The organism is Planotetraspora phitsanulokensis (genome assembly GCF_016863295.1).
Lineage (GTDB): Bacteria > Actinomycetota > Actinomycetes > Streptosporangiales > Streptosporangiaceae > Planotetraspora > Planotetraspora phitsanulokensis.
Genome location: NZ_BOOP01000030.1, coordinates 71,269 through 94,119 on the forward strand (window position 1 = coordinate 71,269; position 22,851 = coordinate 94,119).

Consider the following 22,851-nt stretch of genomic DNA (forward strand, 5'->3'; position numbering starts at 1 on the left):
GCCTCCCCCTCGTGGGCTGCCCGCGTATGGCAAGGCTGCCAACGCCGAGGCATCCCCGACGATTGGCCAGACTGCCAATAGTTGCAAGAATCTGGCCATGCATCGCGTCGTCGTCCTGGCGCTCGACGGGGTCTACCCGTTCGAGCTGAGCATTCCGGTGAGGATCTTCGGCACCGCTGCCGGCCCCGATGAGGCGCCGCTGTACGAAGTGCTCACCTGCAGCGTCGACGGCGGGCCGGTCAGGACCGCTGCCGACTTCAGCGTCACGGTGGAGAACGGCAGCGAGATCCTCGCGACGGCGGACACGCTGGTGATCCCGCCGTTCTCCTGCGGCCCGCAGGACGAGAGAGTCCGGCTCCCCGATGAGGTCGCCGGGATATTCGACCGTCTCCGGCCCGGCGCTCGCATCGTGTCGATCTGCACCGCCTCCTACGTTCTGGCAGCCGCCGGCCTGCTCGACGGGCGGCCAGCGACGACGCACTGGAACGAAGCGGAGCATTTCCAGCGGATGTTCCCCAACGTCAAGGTCAACCCTGACGTGCTGTTCGTGGATGACGGTGAGGTGCTCACCGCGGCCGGCGTCGCATCCGGCGTCGACCTGTGCCTGTATCTGGTGCGTCGCGACCACGGCAGCGAGGTGGCCAACCGTGTCGCCCGGCTCTGCGTCGTCCCGCCCTGGCGGGACGGCGGCCAAGCGCAGTTCATCGAGCGTCCAGTGCCCGAGCCGTCAGCGGCCACCACCTCTGAGACCCGCGCCTGGGCGCTGGAGCGACTCCATCGACCCATCCCGCTGACCGAGATGGCTGGGCGCGCAAGGATGAGTATCCGCACCTTCACCCGGCGCTTCCGCGACGAGGTCGGGATGACTCCCGGCAAATGGCTGATCCAGCAGCGCGTCGAGCGCGCACGTCACCTGCTCGAAACCACCGACCTCCCCGTGGACCGCGTCGCCGAGGAGGCCGGCTTCGGGACCGGCGCATCCATGCGCAAGCACCTGACCACCATCATCGGCGTGTCCCCCACGGCCTATCGGCACACGTTCCGCGCCGACGCCTCCCTCCGCCGACCGAGCAAGCACTCAGCGGCGCGCTGAGTGGGCCGAACACGGTCTTATCTTTTGAGCTGCGGCACTCCGGGGCCTCGCTGATGCTCACCCAGGAAACGCCTCGGCACGTGGTCTTCGATGTCCTCGGGCACGCGAGCATCGTGATCACCAAGGACGTCTGTGGGCACCTCATGGAGGGCGACGAACGCGCGGCGACTGAGGCCATGTCGAATGCTCTCCTGGGGAAACAGAGGGGGGGCTCCCCAAGGTGGCTCCGAGGGGAGAAGAGACCGGGTGACCTCCGAGACCAAAAAGACCCCTGATGGCGTATTGCCTGTTCAGGGGCCTTCTCTGCTGGGTGCGGCCGGAGGTACTCGAAACCCCAACCTTCTGATCCGTAGCGAGGTCAGACCTGTCCACAGACGTCTACCGCTGTCACGAACGCCTACTCAGAGAGGCTGTCCGGTTTCCCGCATTCCACAGACGTCCACGGTCGTCCTGGGCTGTAGTCGGCAACGGCGTTAGCAAGATCTGCCGCCCATATCAGCCAGCATGGTCGCCCATGGGGTGCCGGACAGGCACCCGTGCGCCGATGTGAACCGGACAGCATGGCCCCCGTGGAGGTGCCGCGAGTGGCGGCCCTCTCACGGGTGGCCTGTCAGGAGAGGCCGGCGAAGAACGCCCGGATGTCTCCGGCGAGCAGGTCGGGCGCCTCCATGGCTGCGAAGTGGCCACCGCGCTCGAACTCCGACCAGTGCACAATGTTGTGGGCCTTGTCGGCGAACACCCGGATGGCGTAGTCGGTGACGAAGACGGCGACCCCGGTGGGGACGGTGCCGCGCGGCTTGGGCGCCCACATGGTGTGGTCGTGGAAGCGCTCGTAGTACGAGTTGGCCGTCGAGCGCGCCGTCCCCGTCAGCCAGTACAGCATCACGTTGGTCAGCAGTCGGTCCCGGCCGACGGCGTCCTCGGGGAGCTTGGCCACCGGATCGCTCCACTCCTGGAACTTCTCCACGATCCACGCCAGTTGCCCGACGGGGGAGTCGGTCAGCGCGTAGGCGAGCGTGTCCGGACGGCTGCCCTGCACCTGCATGTACGCGGCCCCCTCGTCTTGGAACCGCTTCATCGCCGCCAGACGTGCCTGCTCGGCCTCAGTGAGGCCCGCCATGTCGTCCGGGTCGCCCGTGGGGAAGGCGAACATCGCGTTGAGGTGCACCCCGATCACCCTCTCGGGCTCGGCCAGCCCCACCAGCGGCGCGATCAGGGCGCCGACGTCGCCGCCCTGCACGCCGTAGCGCTCGTACCCCAGCCGGTCCATGAGTTGCGCGAACGCGGCCGCGCGCCCGTCGGTCCAGCCGGCCTCGGTGAGCGGGCTGGAGAACGCGAACCCGGGCAGCGAGGGGACGACCAGGTGGAACCGGTCGGCGAGCAGCTCGATGACATCGGCGAACTCCACCACCGACCCCGGCCAGCCGTGCAGCAGCAGAAGCGGCGTGGCGTCCGGGGCCGCGGAGCGGACGTGCAGGAAGTGGATCACGGCGCCGTCGATCACCGTGGTGTACTGCGGGTGCTCGTTCAGCGCGGCCTCGTTCGCGCGCCAGTCGTAACCGTCGGCCCAGTAGCCCACGAGGTCCTTCAGGTAGGCCGCGGGCACGCCACGGCTCCAGTCCTCGGCGGGCGAGGTGTCCGGCCAGCGCGTCTGCGCAAGCCGCCGCCGAAGGTCGTCCAGCTTCTCCTGCGGAACGTCGATCTTGAACGGACGGATGTTGGACATGGCTCTCAGTCCTTTTCTTGCTGGTGCTTCGGTGGTGAAGGCGACAATGTGCCCGCCAGACGCCCCAGGTCCGGTCCTCGAAGTGAGCGCCGTGCCCGGGGCGCCTGGTGGGCGACGTAAGCCGTATTGATCGTTTTCCGACTTATCGAGACTTGTCCTGGATCTCCCAAACGTGATCTAGGACATGCCAGGCGAACCGGCGGCCGGCGTAGGCCGGCGGCCATCCACCTGCGGTGAGTGGGGCGCCGTCGGCGTGGGAACCGAGGATGCCGATCACCGCCTCGCGGTGGGCAGCCACGGCGTCGTGGTCGCGGCGGGTGAACGGCTTGTGGCGGATGCCGATCTTGCGGGCGTACGCGCGCTCGGTGTCGATGACGTGGGAGACGATCTCGTCGCGGTCACGTCCTCCGCCGCGGGGCCCTTTGAGGAGGACCGGTGGGGCGGATCGGGCCAGGTCGTCAAGAACGATCCACGCGGCGCGCAGGATCGCGGCCGTCCGGGCGGCGGCCTGGGCGGTGTAGGGCTGCGCGTCATCGGCGACGGCGACGGCGGGGGCGCCCCAGTCGGTGGTGTTGATGCCTGCGACCCGGTCGACGACTTCCGGGGCGCCGGGGGCGAAGGACAACCCCGCCTGTTCGGCGATGAGCCTGTAGCGGTGGGCGTAGGCGGTCAGCGTCCCCACCGCGTTGTCCTCGGTGGTGCCGATCCGCGCCCAGCCGGGCCAGTCCAGCGAACAGGCGACGATCTTCTTGGCGCCCCTCTCCACGTAGATGCGAGTCATGGGGCTGTCTCCTTGGTTCCAGGTCGGTCGGTACGGGTGAAGGGGCGGTCAGAATGCGGCGGCGTGGTCGACCACCCATTGGCGGTAGCTCCGCGCGGGGCGGCCGGTGACGTCCTCGACGCCGGTGGTGGTCGGTGCGGTACGGCCGACGGACGCGGACCAGACTCTGAAGATGCCGTCGAGGACGGGAGCCGGGACATGTGCGCTCATGGCCTGCCGCACCGACTCGGGGGGAAGATCGGCGAAGCGGATCGGCCGGCCGAGCACCTCGCCGATGATCTGGGCCTGCTCCGCATGGGTCAGTGACTCGGGGCCGGTCAGCTCGTAGACGCGGCCGGCGTGCCCGTCCTGGGTCAGCGCCGCGACTGCGACGGCGGCGATGTCGATCTCGTGCACCGGCGCGGCCGCCGCCTCGGCGTAGGCACCGCGCACCACGTCGCCGGATTTGGTCTGCCCCGTCCACATCAGGGTGTTGGCGGCGAAGACGTCCGGGCGCAGGAAGGTCCACTCCAGTTCGGAGGCGCGCAGGGCCTGCTCGATCTCGGCGTGGTACGAAGCGATCGGTCCGTCCTGGACCTCCGCGTCGTCATCGACCGCTCCGGAGGACAGCAGCACCACCTTGCGTACTCCGGCCTGCCGTGCCGCGGTGACGAAACCCGGTCCGCTGCCAGGGACGGCGAACAGGAACACCGCATCGACGCCGTCCAGGGCCGGGCCCAGCGACGCGGCGTCGGCCAGGTCGCCGGCCACGATGTCGACTTCTGCCGGCCACATCACGCGCTGCGGGTCCCGGGTGAGGGCTCGGACGGCGCAGCCGGTCTCGACCAGCAGGTCCAGCACGTGGCGGCCGACGTTCCCGGTGGCACCGGTGATGAGGATCATGACGTTCTCCCGTGGATTGCGTGGTTCGACCGTGCCCCGTTCGGGCTGGCAAGGCAGACACTAGGGACCGTTGAGGACAGGTACGGTCCTCAAGGAACATCGCCTCTGGAGGAGTTTTCGCGCATGCTGGAGACGTCGGCACGGTTGCTGCGGCTGTTGTCCCTGATGCAGTCGCGGCCCGACTGGCCGGGGCCGGAACTGGCCGACCGGCTGGGCGTGACCACACGCACGGTCCGGCGTGACATCGATCGGCTCCGCGACCTGGGCTACCCGGTGGAGTCCGTGACCGGCACGGCCGGTGGTTACCGTCTGGGCGTCGGCGCCGCCCTGCCGCCGCTGCTGCTGGACGACGAGGAGGCCGTCGCCGTAGCCGTGGGGCTGCGCGTGGCCGCCGTGGGATCGGTCTCGGGAATGGAGGAGACGTCGTTGCGCGCGCTGGCCAAACTCGAACAGGTCCTGCCCTCACGGCTGCGCCACAGGGTGGCGGCGACGCAGTCCGCGATCGTGCCGCTGACCGGCTCCGGACCAGCAGTGGACGCGAACCTGCTAGCGGCCCTGGCCGCGGCCTGCCGTGCCCACGAGGGAATCCGCTTCGGCTATCAGAAACGCACCCGCCGCGCCGAGCCGTACAGCCTGGTCCACACCGGCCGCCGCTGGTACCTGCTGGCCTTCGACCTGGACCGCGACGATTGGCGCACCTTCCGCGTCGACCGTATCGACGCCCCACCACAGCCCGGCCCGCGTTTCACTCCACGGCCGGCGCCGGCGGAAGACCTCCGTGCCTTCATGTCTGACGCGTTGTCCTCGGCGCCGTACCGATTCCAGGCGAAGATCCTGTTCCGCGCTCCGATCGAAGTGGTCGCCGAACAGACCTCACCCACTGCCGGAAGGCTGGAGAAGCTCGACGAACAGTCATGCCTGTTCTATGCCGGCGCCGGCTCACTGGATCAGATCGCCGTGTATATCGCGCTCAAAGGCATCGACTTCCAGGTCGTGGACCCGCCCGAACTCCGAGCCCATGTTCGAGCGCTGGCAGCACGACTGACCCGCGCCGGCGAAGAGCCGTGTGATTGACCAACCAGCGGAGTATGAGGCGCCGGCGGTGGATGACCAGCTCTCACCACGCGACCGGACGCGAACCAGGCTGTGGGTCGGGACCGCGTATATCCCGTGTGCCGTCACGAGGGCCGTGCCATCACGAACCAAGGTGTACGGGACGAGCGGCTTGGAAGTGGTGAGCGAGGGTCAGGAGCCGGTCCGTATGAACAGATTGCGCATCGATCAGTTTCCTCCGCTCGACTGGCCTAGTCTTCCGAGACCGACTGACGGAAGGCATGGCGCTATGCGGAAACTGATCTACGGCATGAACCTGAGCCTAGACGGCTACATTTCCGCGCCCGGCGACGACCTCGGCTGGAGTAGGCCGAGCGATGAGCTGTTCCAGTGGTGGCTCGATCAGGAGCGGGTGATCAGCCTGTTTCTGTATGGGCGCCAACTGTGGGAGACCATGAGCGCCTACTGGCCGACCGGCGACCAGCAGCCGGGCGCCACCCCGGCGCAGATCGAGTTCGCGCGGAACTGGCGGGACACGCCGAAGGTGGTGTTCTCCTCAACGATCGACAAGGTCGACTGGAACACTCGCCTGGTCACCGGCGACGCGATCGCCGAGATCACCCGGCTCAAGGCCGAGGACGGCGGGCCGATGAGGGTCGGTGGCGCAACGCTCGCCGGGGCGGTCATGCGGGCCGGGCTGATCGACGAGTACGAGATCGTCACCCATCCGGTCCTCGTGGGCGGCGGCACACCGTTCTTCACTGCGCTGGAAAGCTGGGTGAACCTGAACCTGGTGGAGACGCGGACGTTCCCCGGCGGCGTGGTCTTGACCAGGTACGAGACGAGGCGCTGAGCGCGATTCCTTCGCGAGGGGCTTGTCTGAGGGAGCGGCAGTATGCCCCGGAGCAAGGTCGAACTGTTCGCTGCGATGAGGTGTGACTTGCGCTAGTGCACCTCAGCCCCGAGCTTCCCGTCCGCCTCGACGGTGCGGGGGAGAGTCTTCCCGGAGTCGGAGACCCCCGCCGGAGGCATGTTCGAACCTGATCCCTTTGGCGTGCTCCAGCTCGGCGGCGGCGCGTACTCCGTGGCGGCCGTAAGCCGGGCAGCTGGGCGTGGGCGATGGCTTTCGCGCGGCCGCCTTCGGCCCGCCAGGGTGGGACCGGCCCCAGGCCGCACGCCCGCTCCGGCGTCGCCGCGCGCGGCCACTGAGGCCATTTCGAGTGCTCTCCTGGGGAAACGGAGGCGGGTGGCTCCCAAACTCAAAGAGGGGGAAGAGACCGGGTGAGTCCGAAGATCAAAAAGGCCCCTGATGGCGTATTGCCTGTTCAGGGGCCTTCTTTACTGGGTGCGGCCGGAGGTACTCGAAACCCCAACCTTCTGATCCGTAGGGAAGGGCAGGCCCCTCGTAGACGGCCTGCCACCGTGCTTAAGCGGTAGATGCGGGTTGTTGGGGTGCGATCAGGTGAGGGGCTGTTGCTGTACGCGCTGCTGTACAGCAACTGCCGCTAACTGCGGCGGCCCCTCCGCGATCACGCCTCATCGTGCAGAATCCGCATCGCCTCGAGCACGTCTTCAACGACGTGGTCCGCGTTAAGTTCATGGTCCGGCCATGTCCCCCGGTCGATCCAGACGGTGCGGAGCCCGGCTGCGCGTCCGCCGGCTATGTCGGCAATGAGGTTGTCCCCGATCATCCATCCCCCAGCGTCGAGACTCATGCCGCACCTACTGGCGGCGATCTCGAATAGGCCTCGGTCCGGCTTGCGAATGCCCTCAATGCCTGAGAGTGCGCAGGCGTCCACAGCCTCAGCCAATCCTGTCTGCTGGAGCTTTCCGAGTTGGTTGTCTGCCGTGCCGTTAGTGACGATGGCAACCTTCCAGCCGGACGAGCGAAGTTGCGACAGCCCCTCCATCACCTCGGAACGGCAGTAGACGAGGTACGGCATGCGCCGGCGGTAGCGACTCCACAACTCCTCGACCGGTTCCGACAGGGCAAAGTAGGCACGAATCTTGCCGAAGAACACCTCACGATGCGGGTAGCCAACTCGATCCAGAGCGATCAACCAGTCAACCGCCTCACGGTCCAGGCCATGCTCGTCGACGAACTCCTCGGCCCACACCCGAAAGGCTTCCTCCAGATTCACGAGGGTGTGGTCCAGGTCAAAGAGCGCAAGCCGTTGCACAGGGCGCATCTTACGAGCACCACCAGGTCCTCGCCGCTGGCGACCTAGCGGTTATCAAGAACACTGCGGAACTCACCGACCTATAGCAACTGACCTGCAACTGAGTCCCGAGATGCTAGGCGAGAAACGGAAGATCCCCCTCACATATCCAGTGCAGCCCACAACTGCGGAGTTCTCATTAGCGACAGCCGCGCTAGGCTTCCGGCCCAAACAAAATTGACATACTCGGTCATCGCTGAGGCGGAATCAGTCGGGCGTGGTGCCGGGTTACCGAACGCAGACGCGACCCCAGGCACATGCGCCGCAGCGACGGGACCAAGAGCGCATCTGACACCTCCGATCATGCCCCTCCTATAAATCACCTCAGGACTGACGTGCTTACCGCTAGGATGCGAACATGAAGATCAACAACGCATCTATACAGAACTATAAGAGCTTCGAGAAAAGCGGCTGGATCCCACTTCGTCAGATAAATGTACTTGTCGGCAAGAACAACGCAGGTAAATCGGCATTCATTCGAGCCATAAACCTGATGCAGACCAATGCGGAGATGACGGTAAGTGATATACGCCTCGGAAACACAGAATGCGTTGTTACCTTACAGTTGACCGACGTCGACTCTCGGCATTTTCAATTTGACACACCCAACTTGCTGGAAAAAGGGACCCTAACAATTAGGTACGGAAATGTACAGAATGGATCCCTATCCACAACAAGCCCCTCTCTCTCCTTCGGCGGCGGAGAAATCAATGCCGGATTCATTCCTGCACAAGAGCCGGACAACTTTATCTACACCTATCTCTCCAAGCGGAAGGTCCGGGCATTCGACCAGGCTGTCGACAGGATGAGAACTCTAGGAGTCGAAAAGGACTTGCGCTTCTTGGTCTCAAAAGTCGCACGACTGGCAAACTCATCCCATGAGAGATCGGCAGAGTATGACCGACTCTGCCAAAAGATTCTTGGATTTAGGGTCAGCACTCATGCATCGCCGGAAGGCATGCAGGCAGGCATACCCGTCGGCCGATTCGATTACATCCCAATCGAATCAATGGGTGAGGGAGTCTCAAGCCTACTTGGACTGATTACCGACCTCTGCATTGCCGAGAATAACCTCTTCCTCATTGAGGAACTGGAAAATGATATTCACCCAGAAGGACTCAAGACAATTCTTGAGGCGATCATCGACAAGTCCCAGACGAACCAGTTCATTATCTCAACTCATTCAAATATAGTGACTAAATATCTTGGGGCAGCCCAGGATAGTACAGTACTTTCTGTGGAATCGACTTACATTCCTCACGCGGTGCCCACCTCAAACATCAGCCCAATCGAGGCTACCCGGGAAGCCCGCATGTCGATCCTAAGGCAACTCGGATATGAGCTTTACGATTTCGACCTCTGGGAGGGTTGGCTAATTCTGGAGGAATCATCAGCGGAAGTCATCATCAAGGACTTCCTCATTCCGTGGTTCACCCCGAAGCTCTCACGCATTCGAACGATCGCTGCCGGCGGCACGAGTAAGGTTGAGGCGACCTTCGAGGATTTCCGACGCCTTTTCCTGTTCACTCATCTCGAAACACAATATAGAGGCCGCGCCTGGGTCGTTGTTGATGGGGATGAGTCAGGTAAATCAATAATTACCAAACTACAGAAAAAATACGGCAACGCATGGCCCACTGATCACTTCCGCGCCTTTAGTGAAGCAGATTTCGAGAGGTATTATCCGGAACGGTTCGCTTCCAAGATCGATGAAGCGCTCGCCAAATCTCATAACGACAAGCCGGCGGCAAAGAAGAGCCTGCTAGAGGAGGTCAAGCGGTGGTGTGACGAGGATCCGGCAGCCAAGACGGCCTTCGAGAAGAGCGCACATGAGGTGGTGGAGCTGCTTAAATCTATTGAGTTTGCTTTGTTTGGAAAGAGCAAGCATGCTCAAAGTAACCCCGGGGAACTTTCTAGCACCGACATTCCCGTGTAGTCCTCTTCTGAACTACGGTCGAGGCGTGCTGAGTAAGCGGCACGCTAATGGCCGACAATCAGGCCATGACATGGTCCTTTCTGAGCGGTGCGCACGCTCCGGCCTGCTGATCATCCCGTCCGCCGTCGACCCGCCCGAAGGGGAAGCGGGACAGGGCCAGGAGGTCAAGGTGGAGCGCCCCACCGGGTTATGGCGCACCTGCTGGGAGCAGTTCACTCCATTCCTGGCCTTCCCTCCAGAGATCCGCAAGGTCATCTACACGACCAACGCGATCGAGTCGCTGAATTCCCGTTTCCGCCAGGCGACCCGGCGCAGGGGGCACTTCCCGACTGAGCAGGCCGCTCTGAAAGTCCTCTACCTGGTCATCCGCAACCCGCGGCCGAACCGGTCTAACGTGACCGGGAAAACCTCCGACTGGAAGGCCGCGCTCAACGCGCTGACCCTCTACTACGGCGACCGGATCACCATCAACTAAACAGTGATCATCGCCTCACACACAAAGATCCGGACACTCCCCGGCAAAAACGCGTTACCAGCCGTTGCCGCCCCTCACGCGGTGGACGATGTCTTCCGGTCGGCGCGATGAATCGGCGAGGGGACTGCGTGGAACTGTTGGCCGGGCTCATCGGAGCCCTTGTAGGGGTTGCTGCGGGTGGCTAGCCTTGAAGATCAGCATCGTGCTGCGTAGCCGCCGTCCGACGGCTCGTCTTCCGGGGTGGTTAAGGCGTGGCAATCCCGACCGTGGCTCACGAGCGCGCGCTCCGGGTCGAGGTCCTCGGTCCATTGCGGGTCTGGCGGGGCGGCGTCGAGCTGGATACCGGCCCGCGGCAACAGGCCTTCCTGTTCGCGCTGCTGCTGGCCCACGCCGGCCAGCCCGTCAGCACGAAGCAGTTGATCGACCTCATCTGGGAAGACGACGTGCCGGCCAGCGCGCTCAACATTCTCCAGAAATACGTGGGTGCGCTCCGCCGGCTCCTCGAACCGTCGCTGCCAGCGCGGGAGAGCGGGTCCTATCTGCAGCGCCGGGGGAACAGCTACCTGTTCGTGGCCGAGCCCGAGACCCTCGATCTCGTCCTGTTCCGCCGCCGGGTGAGGGCGGCCGAGGCCGCCGTGGCCGAGCGACGGCAGACGGATGCGCTCGCCTGCTACGTCGACGCCCTCGGGCTGTGGCGCGGGTCCACGGCCGAGGGTTGGAATCACGGGGCTGCCGCCATGTCGACGTTCGTCGCGCTCGACCACGAGTTCTTCGACGCCTGCACCACGGCGGCCGAGCTCGCGATCTCGCTGGGCCAGCCGGAGCGCACACTCCAGCCCCTGCGCCTCGCCGCGTCGTTGGCCCCCCTGCACGAGCCGGTCCAGGCCGCCCTCGTCACGGTCCTGGCGGCTGCCGGACACCAGGCCGAGGCGTTGTCCACCTACCTGCAGGTCCGCGGGCGGCTGGTTGAGGAACTCGGCATCGACCCCGGTGAGGCGCTACGGGCCGCCCACCAGCGGGTGCTGGGTTCCAGCGTCCCGCCACCGCAGGCCGCCGCCGACCCGATTGACGCCGGGCAGCCACCGCTGGCGGCCGCCGGGCTTGTCGGTCGGGTCGAGGAGCTCGCTGTGGTGTGGCAGGCGGTGGAGTCTGCTCTGGCCGGCCGCACCGGGCTCGTCCTGGTGGAGGGCGAGCCGGGAGTCGGCAAGACGCGGCTGGTCGAAGAAGTGACCGATGTTGCCCACGGGCGAGGCGCACACGTCGTGTGGGGCAACTGCCTGGAGGACGCCGGCGCACCGTCGATGTGGCCGTGGGTGCGGGCCATCGGCACGGTCCTGGACGCCCTGGCGCCGGCGTCGCGCGAGAAGTGGCTGACCAGCGAGCTCGGCTACCTCGTCGAGTCGGACGACCGGGCACCGGCCGAGCCCGAGCAAGCCGACGCCGGAGGCCAATTCCGCCTGTTCGAACGGGTCGTCGCGCTGCTCCGCGAGGTCTCCGCCGCGCGGCCGATCGTGCTCGTTATCGACGATCTCCAGTGGGCCGACGTCGCTTCCCTGCAGCTGTTCGGTCACTTGGCCGTCCGGCTGCCGAGCGGCGTCGCGATCATCGGCACGCTCCGCGACCGCGCCCCCACGCCGGGGACGGAGTTGTCCCGGCTGCTCGCGGTGACCAGCCGGGTGTCCGGTCATCGCCGCATACGCCTCGGCCCGCTGGGACCGGCCGGGGTCGCCGAACTCGCCCGCCGCGAGGCCGGCCGCGACCTCGGGGACGGCGTCGTGCGCAGCATCCACGCGCGCACGGCCGGCAACCCGTTCTTCGTCCGAGAGCTGTCCCGGCTACTCGCCGCGGGGGGCGACATCAGCGGGGACGCGACCGTGCCGTCGACCGTGCCGTCGACCGTGCGGGACGTCGTGCGCGACCGCGTCTCGCACCTCGACGACAAGGCGCACGACCTGCTCCAAACCGCAGCCCTCATCGGCCGCGACGTCGACCTCGGCCTGCTCGCCCGCGTTGCCGGGCTCGACACCCAGACCTGTCTCGACCGGCTGGAGCCTGTCGACCACCTCGGCCTGCTCGGGCCGACTCCCGGGAACCCGTTCTCGCTGCGTTTCGCACACGACCTGGTCCGCGAGTCGGTCGCTACGGCCACGTCACCGCACCGGATGATCCGGCTGCATCTCCGCGTGGCGGACGCGCTGGAAGCCACCGAAAGCAGCGTCGAGTCCGTCGCCGAGCGCATCGCCCACCATCTCTGGGCCGCCGGCCCCCTCGCGGACCCGTCCCGGACCGCGAGCGCGCTCATCGGCGCCGGTCGCCGGGCGGTCGCCAAATCCGCTCTCGACGCGGCCGAGCAGCACCTCCGGTCGGCGACGCAGGTGGCCCGCTCGGCGGGTCTCGCCGAGCTCGAACTGTCCGCGCTGTCACAGCTCACCGCTGTCATCGGCAAGGGGCCCGGATACGCCGGCTCCGCGACCGACCTCCTCGAACGCGCCGAGCACCTGGCCCGCGAACTCGGCCGCGAGGAGGAAGCCGTCAACTTCCTGCTGTCCCGCCAGGCGGCCTACTGCCAGGGAATGCAGCTCGACCGCGCCAAACGGTTGGCGCGGCAGTTCCTCAAACAGACCGAGGCGTCGGCCGATCCCGTCCTACGCGCCTACGGCCTCCACGCGTGGGCCATCTACCAGTGGGCCATCGGCGAGATCGACAGCGCGTTCGAATACCAGAGGCGGTCGGACCGCACGCTGCTCGAAGACATCGCCGGCTACAGCGAGTTTCCGCTGCGACGCGATCTCCACCTGATCGCGGCCGGGATGCACGCGATGATCTCCGCGCTGCACGGAGACCTCGACGCGGCCAGGCCGGTGCTCGACACGTTGGAAGCGGCCGGTACCGACCCGTACGCGATCACACTGTGGGCGACGTTCGCCTCAATGATCGCGGCACTCGCCGACGACCCCGCCCGGGCACTGCGCGCCACCGAACGAGGCATCGCCGAGGACCCCGGATTCTCCTTCGCCTTCTTCGGCGCGCACCTCCACATAATCCGGTGCTGGGCGCGCGCCGTGACGGGCCTCGACCCGGCCGGAGCCGCGGCCGAGGCCCAAACGCTGCTGACGGCGATGCTGCTCGACTCGCCGCACACCGGCCTCGCCACCTGGTACGGCCTTATCAGCGAGATGTGGCTCGCCGCCGGTAGGCCGGACGCCGCCGCCGTTGCCCTCGACCACGCCGATCAGGTCGTCGAAACCTACGGCGAGCGCTACGCCGAGGGGTTGCTGTTCCTGCTGCGGGCCCGGTTGCTGATGGCCGAAGGCGCCCGCGTCGAGGTGGCCCGGGCAGCCGCCGAGCGGGCACGTGCGCTGTCCGCCGAACGGGGAGCTCACCTCTTCACCCGCCGGGCTGAGCAACTGCTGCAAGAGCTTGGCGGACCTGTTCCGTGACCTGACGCCGTGCGTCACGCATCGAGATCGGCGCAGGCTTCCGTCAGCGGCCCGACCACTTGCCGACGGCGGCCGACCACAGCGATCTTGTCCTGCTCGCCCGAGTCGCCGCCTATGAGGCTGTCTTTGGGCTGCTATATAGCCTCACAGCCCACAGCCACGGTGGCCAAGAGCCAGACGACTCTCCTGGCTGCCGACTGACGGAGACCGCACCATCGGGCAGCAATCCAAGCCCTCCATGAGGACCTGCTCAGTATGGATCCTTCAGGCCGTGGGGGGCAGGACCTCTTCGAGTAGCGCTCAGATGCTGTTGCTGTATTTTGCAGCTGTACAGAGATCAAAAAGGCCACTTCCAATGATCGGAAGTGGCCTTTGACCTGGGTGCGGCCGGAGGTACTCGAAACCCCAACCTTCTGATCCGTAGTCAGATGCTCTATCCATTGAGCTACGGCCGCTCGTCTTGATGCTCTGACCTGCAGAGCAGTGCGACGACAAGAACTCTACCAGACCCCGTACCCCTGCCAGAGCCAATAACTTTGCCGTCCGGCAACCCGCGGAGCCCCCCGGCCCAAGATCGTTCCGGGCTCCGAGGGGCTCTATCAGGCAGGAGACGAAGCGGTCAGGAGTCCGCGACGAGCAGCGAGAGGGTCTCGGCGATACATGCGGGTTTGTCGTAGCCCTCGACCTCGATCACGACCCGGAGGGTCGCCAGTGTTCCGGACGGCGTGCCCTTCACGTCGACGATCTCCGCGCCCGCCCGGATCCGCGAGCCGACCGGCACCGGCCGGACGAACCTGACCTTGTTCAGGCCGTAGTTGATCCCCATCTTCAGGCCGTCGACGCGGAACAACTCGCTGTTGAACGACGGGATCAGCGCGAGCGACAGATATCCGTGTGCGATCGTCGATCCGAAGAACCCCTCCTTGGCCCGGTCGACGTCCACGTGGATCCACTGATGATCGTCGGTGGCGTCGGCGAAGCCGTTCACCCGCTCCTGGGTGATCTCCCGCCAGTCGGTGTATCCCAAATGTTCGCCCTTGGCCGCCTTCAGTTCGGCGAGGTCGTTGAAGATCCGCATACTTCTGAACCCTAATTCGAGGGAACCGCGGCGGCCAGGTCACACGATTCCGCGTCCCGTCGCCTCGTGTTGGACCGCCCGTCATCCGGCCTTTCTAGCGTGCGCCCCATGAAACGAATCTCGATCATGTTTGGCGCCCTCGCGCTGGCTGCCGGGCTCGCCACCCCCGCCGTGGCGGACTCCGCCCACTCGGCGTACGGCCGGGCCACGCTGACCGGTTTCGCCTCGCTCCCGGCGCAGACCTACGTGCCCGGCAGCCTCCCCTCCGGCGCCCTCGCCGGACCCGGACCGGTCAACGGCGTCCCCATTCCGTTCCCCGGGCAGCCCGTCCAGGGCTTCAGCGGTGTCATCAACAACCACGACGGCACGTACAACGTGCTGTCGGACAACGGCTACGGCAACAAGGCCAACAGCGGCGACTTCCTCCTCCGCGTCCACCACATCAAGCCCGACACCAAGACCGGCAAGGTCAAGGTCCTCGGCGGCTTCAACCTGACCGACCCCGACCACAGGGTGCCCTTCGCGCTCACCCGCTCCGACCGGGTGCTGACCGGCTCCGACTTCGACGTCGAGTCGATCGTGCGCGCCTTCGACGGCACCTACTGGATCGGTGACGAGTTCGGCCCGTGGCTTCTGCACTTCTCGCGGTCCGGCAAGCTCCTCCAGGCCCCGATCCCCCTCGAGGGTGTGAAGGCTCCGGAGAACCCGTACCTGAACGGCGGGCAGCCGAACCTCAACAGCAGCAAGGGCTACGAGGGCATGGCCCGCGGGATCGACGGCCGTTACCTCTACCCGCTCCTCGAGGGCACGGTGGCCGGCGACACCCCCGGCGACCTGCGGATGAACCAGTTCGACACGCGCAAGGGCCGTTACACCGGCAAGCGCTTCATCTACCGCCTCGAGGCTCCCGGCAACTCCATCGGCGACGCCATCTCCATCGACGACCACCGCTTCCTGATCATCGAGCGGGACAACGAGCAGGGCGACGCCGCCAAGCTCAAGCGCCTCTACCTGGCCGACACCCGTGACCGCGACCACGACGGCGTCATGGACAAGACCCTGGTCGCCGACCTGCTCGACCTCGCCAACCCGAAGGGCCTCGGCGGCTTCGGCACGACGTTCCGGTTCCCGTTCCAGACCATCGAGGACGTCACCCTGCTCGACGACCAGACCGTGGCGGTCCTGAACGACAACAACTTCCCGTTCTCCTCCGGCCGCACGCCGGGCCAGGCGGACAACGACGAGTTCATCACCGTACGGCTCTCGCAGCGCCTGCACGCCGACCACCGCGCGTTCCGGTGAGCATCGCCGCATGATCCGGTCCACCTGATACCGGACACGCTTTCCGCGCCCCCTGGCGTACGGCGTCGCCCGTACGCCAGGGGGCGCCCGTGCATCTGCGAACGCATCTCCGGCAAGAACGTTTCCGCACGTCCAGCGCTTGCTGCGGCGACCCAGACGTTACCGATACACCTTCATGCCCTTGCGCCCGCGCGCGAAGTCGGGGATTACGGAGGGGTATCAGGCAGTCACACGGATTGACCGACTGCCTGACGCGGAGCACGAGTGAGCGACGAGCCTGAGCCGCCCGGCAAGCGATACCGCCTTCGCGGTCTCGTTGCCGTCACCCTCATGGGGATCGCCTCATGGGCGTTCATCATCTGGGTCATCGTCAAGCTCTTCAGCTGACCGCCGACTACCGCCCCGGCCGTCGGCTCCGCCGCCCCTAGGCGTATCTGGCGACGAGCTCGCGCTTGAGCACCTTGCCGCTCGGCCCCAGGGGGAGGGTCTCCACGATCTCGACGCGGCGCGGGTACTTGTAGGCGGCGAGCTTCTCCTTCGCGTACTCGGCGAGTGTCGCGGAGTCGACGTCGGCGCCCGGTGCGAGCACGACGCAGGCCATGATCTCTTCTCCGTGCACCTCGTCGGGGACGCCGAAAACGGCCGCGGTCGAGACGGCGGGGTGGGCGGTCAGCAACTCCTCCACCTCGCGCGGGTACACGTTGTACCCATTGCGGATGATCATGTCCTTCTTGCGGTCGACGATCCAGAGGTACCCGTCGGCGTCCTTCCTCCCGAGGTCCCCGCTGCGGAACCAGCCGTCGACGATGGCCTTCGACGTCTCCTCGGGCAGGTGCAGGTAGCCCTTCATGATGTTGTGGCCGCGGATCACGATCTCGCCGAGCTCGTCGACCCCGAGCAGTTCGACGCGGTCGTCGACGTCCGCCCTGGCGATCTCCAGGTCCACTCCCCAGATCGGGGTGCCGATGCTGCCGGCGCGGGGAGTGCGGCCGATGTGGTTGAAGCACGCGACCGGCGAGGTCTCGGTGAGCCCGTAGCCCTCGTAGATCTCGACGCCGAACTCCTTGCGGAAACGCTCGATGACGGCGAGGGGGATGGAGGCACCTCCCGAGATGGCGTAGCGCAGTGGCGGCCGCTCCGGGATGGTCTTCGCGGCCTCGAGCAGCGCGACGTACATCGTCGGAACGCCCATCATGATCGTGCATTCGTTGTCGATGAGGCTGCGCAGCGCGGTCTCGCCGTCGAATCTGGGCAGCAGGACGAGCTTCGCCTGTGCCCGGAAGCCGGCGTTGAGCGTGCACGTCTGGCCGAACGTGTGGAACAGCGGAAGCGCGCCGAACACGACGTCGTCCGGTCCCATGTCGAAGGTGCTGAGCAGCAGGGTGTTGGTCTGCTCGATCAGCGCGAAGTGGGAGCCCATCGCCCCCTTGGGCTTACCGGTCGTGCCGCTCGTGTAGAGGATGGTCGCGGTCGCGTCCGGCAGGCACGGCTCGTAGGTGGTGATCGGCTCGGCGTCCGCGGCGAGCTTCTCGAGTTGCGAGATGCCCTCGATCGGGTCGGGCGCGAGGACCGAGATCACCGGGATGCCGGCCTGCTCCGCCCCCTTCGCCCCCTCGCCGAGCAGCGGAGCCGCGCAGACGAGCACGGTCGCCCCCGAGTCCTTGAGCACGTACTCGATCTCGTCGGCCTTCAGCAACGCGTGGATGGGGACGACGATGCCGCCGAGGCTCAGAACGGCGTAGTACACGCGCGGGAAGTCGGGGACGTTCGGGATGAGGATCGCGACCGCGTCGCCCGGCTTCACGCCCTGCGCCCTGAGAGCGCCCGCGTATCGGCGCGTCTGGTCCCACAACTCCGCGTAGGTCACCGTGGAGGAGCCGATGGCGATCGCCGTCTTGCCGGGCGCGCGCTCGGCGGTCTCTTTGAGGATCGCGGCGACGGAGAGGGTGGCGTTGCTGGGGGCGCTCATGGGTTTTCCTCATCTCGCTGGCGGCGAACTTCAGCCAGGTTCGGCGCCTGTCCCCCGGCCGGCGCGCGGACCGTGGATCACCAGAATGCCAGCGATCATGTCCGGGTTGAAGCCCTCCCTCCGGCGAGATGGGCTCCGGTCCGGAACTCCAGCGCCGCCGACACGTCCGACCCGTACGGCAGGCGGCGCAACGGCCTGGTGCCGCGAATTGTTCACCGGAGCTTTGGCGATCTTCCCCTTTATCTGACCCGGGTTGACGGCGATCCTGACAACTGTTCGTCCCCCCGGCAGTCCCCCCACAAGGAGGCTTCGTGCACACCCTGCAACGCCCCCGCCTTGCGTGGCCGGCACGGCTCACCGTCATGCTCGCCGCTCTCATGTCCCTGATCGGCCTGGTCGGCGTCACCCCCGCCAGTGCGTCGGTCTACAGCTCCTGCACCATCTCCCGCTGCGCCGACGCCCGCTCGGCCGACGCGATCTGGGAGTCCAAGGGCTACCCCACCACCGCCGGCTGGTACACGTGGTCGGGCGGCAAGTACAACTACACTGGCGGACGCTTCCAGAACCGTGAGGGCCAGCTCCCCAGCGGCGGCACCTACTACGAGTACGACGTCTACCCCCGGACCCGGGGCGCGGCGCGTGACGCGTACCGGATCGTCGTCAACCGCAGCACCGGCGTGACCTGGTTCTCCCCGAACCACTACACCGACTTCTACCGGCTCTAGGACCTCCATGACATCCGCCGAACGTCCGCTGCCGCCATGGCTGACGGTGTCCACCGGCCCGGCGCCGGCGGTCGTCGACGGGCGCGAGTCACGGACCCGCGCCGCCTTCTTCGAGGAGGCGGCGCGGGCTCTGCGCCTCCCCGGTTACTTCGGCCGCAACTGGGACGCGCTGACCGACTCCCTGCGCGACGCGACCCGCGCCGGGGACGTCGCCCTGGTCGTGGAGCACGCCGAGGAACTGCTGAACGCCGAACCCCCAGAGCAGTTCGCCACCCTGCTGGCGGTCCTCGCTGAAGCGGCCGACGCCGGACTGACCGTCGCGTTGCTCACCGAGCCGGGCCACGAGGAACTACTCCGTCGGAGGGTCTCCACAGCCCTGACCTGACCGCAGCGGCTCGAACGGAGACGACACGGCCGGCCGTCGGCGTGCCCCGGTTCCTCAACCGGGACACGCGTAGGGCCGGCCGTCGTTCACGCAGCGGACCGCTCTAGGGCGTCGATCAGCCGCCGGTGATCGTGAACTGCGATCCCGGCTGTTTCACGATGTCGCCCTTGGCCGAGTTGGTAATGGTCACGTTCGTCAGCGTCGCATTGCCGCGGGCGCCGCTCATGGCCAGGATCCCCGCGCCGTTGTTCGACTTGTCGATCTTCACGTTGGTGATCGCGACGTTCGGCATGTTGCCGCCGCCCGTCTTGAACTGGATCCCGTCGTAGGTCGAGTCGTATATATCGGTGTCGCGGATGGTGACCCCGGTGATGTCCAGGCTCGACGGGAACAGCGTGATGGCGCCGAACTCCTGGTCCTCGTTCCAGAAGACGCCGCCACCGCGGTAGATCGCGTTGTTGGCGATCAGCGTGGTCCCCGAGAAGGGCAGGGGACTGTGGTCGGTCGCCAGCATGATGCCCGGGTAGTTCATGGTGTCGTAGATCAGGTTGTTCTCGATCGAGTTGTCGTAGCCGCCGTAGATCGCGATGCCGTTCGCGCGCCAGGGCAGCTGGACGGTGTTGTTGACGAAGTGGTTGTCGTGGGTGTTGTCGACGACCCGGTCCTTCACGGCCTGGTTGGCCCACACCGCCAGGGCGTCGTCGCCGGTGGTGCGGAACGACGAGTTGAACACCTTGGAGTTGCGCGTGCCGTTGGTGAAGTTGATGCCGTCGGCGTAGGTGTCGCGGATGCGCATGCCGCTGAACTCGAGCCCGTCGGCGGGGCCCCACAGGGCGGGGATGTTGTCGTAGTCGCGGCCGACCCAGACGCCCACGTTGGCGTGCTCGATCCAGACGTTGGAGATCTTGGTGTTCTTGCCGAACCGCCCGTTCAGTCCGACCCCGCCCTCGTCGTTGCCGTCACCGCCACGGATTCGGCCTGAGCCGAAGATGGCGATGTCGGAGATCTGGACGTTGTCGTCGATGTCGAAGCCGAAGTTGCCCTCGTGCGGGTGGTTGATGCCGCCCACCACGTCCTGGGGCTCGGTCAGGGTGTACAGCTGGGAGTGCCACATGCCCGCACCGCGGATCGTGACGTTGCTGATGCCCACCTGGTTGTACTGACCCCGGTTCAGCGGGTCGTCGGTGAGGATCTTCTGCTCCTGGCGCCACTGCCCGGCCGGAATCCACACGCAGCTGATGACGCCGTTCTGGTCGTCCGTCACCGCCCGCTGGATGGCGGCCGTGTCGTCGAGCCCGTCGCCCGGCACCGCGCCGTAGGCCGTGATCGAGGTGCACCCGGCCGGCTGGCTCGCCGGGGGCGCCACCTGCTCCAGGTCGATCAGGTCGATGATGTAGAAGGACGCGGTGTCGGTCGCGTCGCGCTGCAACCTGAACTTGGTGCCCGCCGGATATGACTGCGGCAGCAGCGCGTGCGCCTCGTCGAACAACCGCCGGGCGTCGGCCTGGGGTGTGTTCGTCAGCGCCTCCGGCCCGTCGGTGTTCCCGTACAGCCAGCTGTGCTTGGACGAGAGGGTCAGCTTCTGGGCGAAGGCGCCGTTGACGTAGAGGCTGATCGTGGCGTCGATGCCGCCGCCGTTCGGCGCGTCGGGGATCGAGTTGCGCACCACGATCGAGTTGGTCGGGTTGGTGGAGGTGAACTCGACGAACTGTCCCGTGCTGTTCAGGCGCACCGACTGCCTGCCGGAGGACTCGGTGGCGAAGTTGGTGTGCCCGAAGGTGCGCAGCGGGTCGGCCGTGAGCAGGGTGCCCTGGTAGCTGGCGGCCTCCGCCTCGTACTCGACCCACGGGACCGCGGCCCCGCGCCCGACCACGATCGCCTGGGAGAACGCGTTGTTGGTCTCGTTGGTCTCGGTGACGACGTTGGTCGCGTCGGCGGTGGCGGTGATGGTCGCGCCGCCGCTGGTGGCCGTCCACGTGCCGCTGATGGCCACGTTGGCCGTCGCGCCCGCCGCGATCGAGGGGGTGTTGGTGTTGAGCGTGGTGCCGCCGACCGCCACGCGGGTGACCGTGGTCGCGCCCGACGCGGTGGTTCCGCGGTTCTTCACCGCCACGGTGAAGGACACCGCCGCACCGACGGCCGGGTTCGGCGGGTTGGAGGTGATGCCGAGCACCTGCAGGTCGGGGCCGGGAGCCTGCGCGACCACCAGCGGGGAGGCCGCGGTGTAGAGGTTGTTGGTCTCGTTCTGCTCGAAGACCGTGTTGTCCGCGTCCACTCTGGCGCTGACCGTGTAGGTCCCCTCGCCGCGGGTGCCGATGTTCTGGGTCACCGTGGCGGTGCCGTTGACGGCTAGGCCGGGGATGTTCGCGGTGCCGACCAGTGCGCCGCCCAGGTAGAAGTTGACGTCGTCGGCGGCGGAGGCGGCCGTGCCCGCGTTCCTGACCGTGGCCGACAGAGTGATCGCGTTGGTCTCGTTCGGGCCGGCCGGAGTCCACGAGAGGTTCGTGACCGTGAGGTCGGGGTTGGGCGCCGCGGTGCCGATGATCTGGAACTCGGCGACCTGCCCGGCCGGTGCGCCGGTGTTCGAGGTGATCCGGAGTTGGACGTCGGCGACCCGGCCGCTGACCGGGATCGTCACGCTGTTGCCCGACGACGGGCTGAAGTTGTAGGCCGTGGCCCCGGACAGGCTGGTGAACGTGGTCGCGCTCTGCTCACGGCCGAGGACCTGGATGGTCTGGGTGCGCGGCCCCCACGCGTTGTCGGGGTTGAGCTTGACCACGACCTGGTTGACGTCGGCGTTGGCACCCAGCTGGACGGCCAACGTGCTCGGGTAGGAGCCGCTCGCGCCCTCCCAGTAGGTCGCCACGTTGTCGTCGACGGCGTTGGCCGGCACGAAGGTGAAGACCGAGCCGGACGCGGTGACGGGCTTGCCGACGGCGAGGTTGGAGCCGCCGCCACCGCCGCTGCCGTTGCGGGTGACGGTGTTGCTGTCGGCCGACTGCTTGCCGGAGGCGTCCTTGGCCCGAACGTAGTACGACACCGTGGCCGTCGTGGGCTGGGTGTCGGTGTAGGTCAGGACGTTGCCCGCGACGCTGGCGCGTAGCGCGTTGTTGGCGTAGACGTCGTAGCCGGTGACGCCGACGTCGTCGGTGGAGGCGCCCCAGGTCAGCCTGATCTGCCCGGAGGCGGGTTCGGTGAACGACAGGTTCGACGGCGCGCTCGGGGGTTGGGTGTCTCCGGTGACCGGGCCGTACACCTCGAACTCGGAGATCTGGCCGGCCGGCCATCCGGTGTTGCCGGTGATGTTCAGCCGGACGTACCGGGTGGTGGTCGCGGTGAAGTTGATCGTCACCGTGTTGCCGGTCGCCGGGTTGAAGGTGTAGCCGGCCGAGCCCACCGTCGTGGTCGCCGGCGGATTGGAGGTGCCGGTCAGGACCGACAACGTCTGCGTCCTGGTGGCCCACGCGCTCGGGGAGGGGACCTTCAGGACGACCTGGTTCACGCTGACGGCCGAGCCGAGGTCCACCTGGATCCACTGCGGGAAGGCGTTGTTGGCGCTTTCCCAGTAGGTGTTCTGGTTGCCGTCGTTGGCGTTGCCCGCCTGGTAGACGTCCGCGAAACTGCTCGCCGTGACGGTCTTGCCGGCCGCCAGGTTCGGACCCGCGGCCGAGGCCGGCAACACCGGTCCCGCCAAAACGAGCAGGCCGGCCGCGAGCAACGCCGCGACCAGCCGTAGAACAGGGTGCTTTTTGCTCATCGCGTTCTCTATCTCTCGTCAGGGACGCAA

General features: G+C 66.8%; 17 protein-coding genes and 1 tRNA gene. 10 read left to right on the forward strand and 8 right to left on the reverse strand.

Features of this window, described 5'->3' with window-relative positions:
- The first annotated feature begins 97 nt into the window (after positions 1–97).
- Positions 98–1,093, forward strand: coding sequence for a GlxA family transcriptional regulator (locus tag Pph01_RS30115; RefSeq protein WP_204076641.1), 996 nt, complete (start codon positions 98–100; stop codon positions 1,091–1,093).
- Between the two features lie 610 nt (positions 1,094–1,703).
- Here Pph01_RS30115 and Pph01_RS30120 read toward each other — a convergent pair.
- The 3 genes from Pph01_RS30120 to Pph01_RS30130 form a co-directional block, all read right to left on the reverse strand.
- Complete coding sequence (locus Pph01_RS30120; protein WP_204076547.1) at positions 1,704–2,819, reverse strand: epoxide hydrolase family protein; 1,116 nt, start codon at positions 2,817–2,819, stop codon at positions 1,704–1,706.
- Positions 2,820–2,961: 142 nt separating this feature from the next.
- On the reverse strand, positions 2,962–3,600 hold the full coding sequence (locus Pph01_RS30125) for a hypothetical protein (RefSeq protein WP_204076548.1): 639 nt from the start codon (positions 3,598–3,600) through the stop codon (positions 2,962–2,964).
- A gap of 48 nt (positions 3,601–3,648) precedes the next feature.
- Positions 3,649–4,482, reverse strand: a complete 834-nt coding sequence (locus Pph01_RS30130; RefSeq protein WP_204076549.1) for an NAD(P)H-binding protein — start codon at positions 4,480–4,482, stop codon at positions 3,649–3,651.
- Between the two features lie 123 nt (positions 4,483–4,605).
- On the opposite strand from Pph01_RS30130, the gene Pph01_RS30135 reads away from it, so the two are divergent.
- Positions 4,606–5,556, forward strand: coding sequence for a helix-turn-helix transcriptional regulator (locus tag Pph01_RS30135; protein ID WP_204076550.1), 951 nt, complete (start codon positions 4,606–4,608; stop codon positions 5,554–5,556).
- A gap of 268 nt (positions 5,557–5,824) precedes the next feature.
- Entirely contained in the window at positions 5,825–6,388 is a 564-nt protein-coding gene (locus Pph01_RS30140; RefSeq protein WP_204076551.1) for a dihydrofolate reductase family protein, read from the forward strand.
- A 676-nt stretch (positions 6,389–7,064) separates the two neighbouring features.
- On the opposite strand, the gene Pph01_RS30145 is transcribed toward Pph01_RS30140, so the two are convergent.
- Positions 7,065–7,715 carry an HAD family hydrolase gene (locus Pph01_RS30145; RefSeq protein ID WP_204076552.1) on the reverse strand — a complete coding sequence of 217 codons (651 nt, stop codon included), beginning with the start codon at positions 7,713–7,715 and terminating at the stop codon, positions 7,065–7,067.
- 397 nt (positions 7,716–8,112) lie between these two features.
- Between Pph01_RS30145 and Pph01_RS30150 the strand changes: the two genes are divergently transcribed.
- The 3 genes from Pph01_RS30150 to Pph01_RS30160 all read left to right on the forward strand — a co-directional run bounded on the left by Pph01_RS30150 (position 8,113) and on the right by Pph01_RS30160 (position 13,605).
- Positions 8,113–9,690, forward strand: coding sequence for an ATP-dependent nuclease (locus Pph01_RS30150; RefSeq protein ID WP_204076553.1), 1,578 nt, complete (start codon positions 8,113–8,115; stop codon positions 9,688–9,690).
- 70 nt (positions 9,691–9,760) lie between these two features.
- Positions 9,761–10,165, forward strand: a complete 405-nt coding sequence (locus tag Pph01_RS30155) for a transposase (protein ID WP_204076554.1) — start codon at positions 9,761–9,763, stop codon at positions 10,163–10,165.
- 251 nt (positions 10,166–10,416) lie between these two features.
- Complete coding sequence (locus Pph01_RS30160; RefSeq protein WP_204076555.1) at positions 10,417–13,605, forward strand: ATP-binding protein; 3,189 nt, start codon at positions 10,417–10,419, stop codon at positions 13,603–13,605.
- Between the two features lie 382 nt (positions 13,606–13,987).
- On the opposite strand, the gene Pph01_RS30165 is transcribed toward Pph01_RS30160, so the two are convergent.
- Both Pph01_RS30165 and Pph01_RS30170 read right to left on the reverse strand, forming a co-directional pair.
- A tRNA-Arg gene (locus tag Pph01_RS30165) sits at positions 13,988–14,060 on the reverse strand.
- A 164-nt stretch (positions 14,061–14,224) separates the two neighbouring features.
- Positions 14,225–14,683 (reverse strand): MaoC family dehydratase, encoded by a 459-nt coding sequence (locus tag Pph01_RS30170; protein ID WP_204076556.1) that lies wholly within the window; start codon positions 14,681–14,683, stop codon positions 14,225–14,227.
- A gap of 108 nt (positions 14,684–14,791) precedes the next feature.
- On the opposite strand from Pph01_RS30170, the gene Pph01_RS30175 reads away from it, so the two are divergent.
- Complete coding sequence (locus tag Pph01_RS30175; RefSeq protein ID WP_239117122.1) at positions 14,792–15,985, forward strand: esterase-like activity of phytase family protein; 1,194 nt, start codon at positions 14,792–14,794, stop codon at positions 15,983–15,985.
- Positions 15,986–16,249: 264 nt separating this feature from the next.
- Positions 16,250–16,372 carry a hypothetical protein gene (locus Pph01_RS43445; protein ID WP_275412887.1) on the forward strand — a complete coding sequence of 41 codons (123 nt, stop codon included), beginning with the start codon at positions 16,250–16,252 and terminating at the stop codon, positions 16,370–16,372.
- Positions 16,373–16,409: 37 nt separating this feature from the next.
- On the opposite strand, the gene Pph01_RS30180 is transcribed toward Pph01_RS43445, so the two are convergent.
- A complete protein-coding gene (locus Pph01_RS30180) occupies positions 16,410–17,954 on the reverse strand; it encodes a long-chain-fatty-acid--CoA ligase (protein ID WP_204076557.1) in 1,545 nt (514 codons plus the stop codon).
- A 311-nt stretch (positions 17,955–18,265) separates the two neighbouring features.
- Between Pph01_RS30180 and Pph01_RS30185 the strand changes: the two genes are divergently transcribed.
- A complete protein-coding gene (locus tag Pph01_RS30185; protein WP_204076558.1) occupies positions 18,266–18,679 on the forward strand; it encodes a ribonuclease domain-containing protein in 414 nt (137 codons plus the stop codon).
- A gap of 7 nt (positions 18,680–18,686) precedes the next feature.
- Positions 18,687–19,064, forward strand: coding sequence for a barstar family protein (locus Pph01_RS30190; RefSeq protein ID WP_204076559.1), 378 nt, complete (start codon positions 18,687–18,689; stop codon positions 19,062–19,064).
- A 115-nt stretch (positions 19,065–19,179) separates the two neighbouring features.
- Here Pph01_RS30190 and Pph01_RS30195 read toward each other — a convergent pair whose 3' ends face one another.
- Positions 19,180–22,821 (reverse strand): CARDB domain-containing protein, encoded by a 3,642-nt coding sequence (locus tag Pph01_RS30195; RefSeq protein WP_204076560.1) that lies wholly within the window; start codon positions 22,819–22,821, stop codon positions 19,180–19,182.
- Positions 22,822–22,851: the final 30 nt, after the last annotated feature.